Origin of the sequence: Scytonema sp. PRP1, from assembly GCF_036697665.2 — a bacterium.
GTDB lineage: Bacteria > Cyanobacteriota > Cyanobacteriia > Cyanobacteriales > Nostocaceae > Kalymmatonema > Kalymmatonema gypsitolerans.
The window spans coordinates 1-2,860 of sequence record NZ_JBAHYJ020000060.1; the positions used below are offsets into that span (position 1 = coordinate 1).

The 2,860-nt window shown below is 49.4% G+C and carries 1 protein-coding gene; it reads left to right on the top strand.

Annotated features, from left to right (window positions below):
* Positions 1-187: 187 nt before the first annotated feature.
* Positions 188-2,860: Ig-like domain-containing protein (locus V5G28_RS12410; protein WP_336230464.1), on the top strand; the 2,673-nt coding region annotated here is incomplete at its 3' end.

Below are 2,860 nucleotides of genomic sequence, written 5' to 3' on the forward strand. Positions count from 1 at the left end.
GGAGTTGCTCCGGCGCGAGTAGGACGAGGGACGGGTATCTTCCACACAGCGGGTGAACGAGATGAACTGATTGCTGTAGTAGAGGATGGGCAAAACCTCAGCCTGAATAGCAGTAGCTTCAAGTTTGTATAGAAATTGAGAGATGTTCAAGGTGCTTACTAGTTGATCATTCATTGAGAAAAGCAACATGGCTATCATCACTGTTACAAATGCTGCCAACAGTGGAACTGGTTCTCTTAGGGATGCGATCGCTCGTGCCAATGCTGGAGACACCATCAAATTCAGTCCTACTCTGGCAGGGCAAACGATTACTCTTACCAGTGGTCAACTTTTAGTCAACAAAAGTTTGACCATTGATGGTGCAGGTGTTACGGGCATCAAGATTAGCGGCAACAACGCTAGCCGAATCTTTGACGTAACAGCACCTAGTTCAACTTTCACACTGCGGAACCTATCTCTAGTCAACGGAAGAGCCAGAGGCACAGGTGAAGAAGGTGCCGGAGGGGCTATCAGAACGGCTGGCGAAGGACAACTCATTGTTGAGAACAGCACCTTTCAAAATAATGCTTCGTCTGGAGAAGGGGGTGGCGCTATTTGGGCGGGCTATAACAGCACCAATACCATCCTCAACAGCACCTTTAATGGCAACGACGGTACATCAGGTCAAGGAGAACGAGGTGGGGGTGCCATTGCAGTCAAGAGCAAAAGCAGTCTCACTGTTAAAAACAGTCAGTTCATTAACAACAAAGGAACTAATGGAGGTGCAATTAACAGTCTTCTAAGCGGACTCACAGTTGAAAACTCCACTTTTCTGAATAATGACTCAACCGCAGGTGGCCCCATAGGCCCTAATACCAAAGGCTATGGAGGAGCCATTTACACTGACGGAGCCAATGCCTCTGGCCCGAATGCTACACCGGGTTCTCAAGGAGGTGTCATTACAATTCGCGGTAGTCGATTTGAGGGTAATACGGGTGCCGGACAAGGAGGAGGACTATTTCTATTTGCCTATCCTCCAGACAAAGTGGTAGTTGAAGACTCGATCATCACCAAAAATAAGGTAATTGATGATGCCAAGGGAGATGCTCTGGGGGGTGGTCTTCGACTTGGCAATGCTGAATTTACGATAAAAAACACTACATTTACAAATAATCAGGCCCTTGATCAAGGGGGTGGCTTATGGGTAGGAGAAAAGTCTCCAGGCACCGTCATTGATAGTACCTTTTCGGGCAACCGGGCTGAAAGTGTTGATAAGAGGGGAGGACTGGGAGGAGCAATCACTCTAGCTAATGGCTCCAATCCTGTCGAGATCATTAACACTCTCGTTTCCGATAACTATGCTGGTTTTCAAGGTGGAGGCTTTTGGGGTGGAGGCTCATCCACGACTGTTAAGGATTCTGTGTTTTTGGATAACGTTGCCAACAATGGTGGAAACAACTGGGACATTAAGAACCACACAGGCGCTCAGTTTAGCGATCGCGGCGGCAACATTCAGTGGCCACCCAAAAATCCAAACGACCCAACCGATCTGAATGTCACGGCAAACATTAGGTTGGTTGATCCTACCCCCACCGATCTGAGAGATGTTGGGAGTAATGTAAGCAACCCTGGACAAAATGGTAATCCTGTTGTGGGTAATCCTAATCCCAGCGACCCAGTTGTTATTCCAGATCCAGATGGCACCCCCTCGCTTCCTAATACACCCTCTCTAATTGCTAGAGATGATTCCATTACCACACGCCAAAATGCTCCAGTCCGTATCGATTTCCTGAAAAATGATTCCCTACCTGGCGATCGCCCCTTCACTCTTAGTATTGCTAATCGTCCTACGCGCGGTAGTGCCCAAATCAACAATAACGGCACCCCTCAAATTGCATCCGACGACTTCATTCTCTATACGCCTAAAAACAACATTACAGGGCGAGATAGCTTTACCTATCAAATCAACACGGGCAGCGGTACGTCTACTTCAGCAGTGGTGAGAGTTGCGATCGCGCCTCAACTCCCTGCTGCCCAGCCCCTCAACCCTAATTCCCAATCCCCTTCATCCCCTACTTCTGATCTCAGAACCTTGCGATATGAAGCAGAGCAGATGAGCCTCAACACCTACAAGGTGGAAGGACTGGAACACTCCCAGGCATCAGCAGACCGCTACATCTCACTCCGCAGCACAGGTAAGACCTCCGGTAGCGCTAGCGGTGTGTTTCGCGGGACAGCAGGCACTTATCAAGTTCGAGTCGGCTACTACGATGAAAATGATGGTCAGTCTTCTGCCAGCGTCACCGTTGCAGGTCAGCGTAAGAACTTCAAGCTTGACAAAGACCTGTTTTCTGACTCTGCCATGCATGATGCTAGAGCCGTCATCACCACTCACTCGGCGGTTACATTGAAGAGTGGCGATCGCTTTGAGATTACGGCTCGGTTGGATAAAGGTGAGTTTGCTCGGTTTGATTACCTGGAGTTTGTCCCTGTCAATCAAAGGAGTAGTCGGGTTGTTGGACGCAATGAGACTGCCAGAACGGTGATTAAAGGAAGAGCGGGCAATGATACGTTGATTGGCTCGAGCGCTCCGAACAAGCTGCATGGTGGTAGAGGCAGTGACCTGTTGGATGGAGGAGGCGGAAACGACGTGCTGATTGGAGTTGAGGCTAGAGACGCGAACCCAGGACGCACCGAGAAGGATGACCTGATGGGTGGACGAGGGAGCGATCGCTTCTACTTAGGAGATCAGTCCAAGGTGTACTACGACGATGGCAGGTCTGACAAGGCTGGATTAGGAGACTATGCTCGGATTCAAGACTTCAACGCCAGTGAAGGAGACAAGATTTATCTGCATGGCAAGGCAGAGGACTATCGCTTA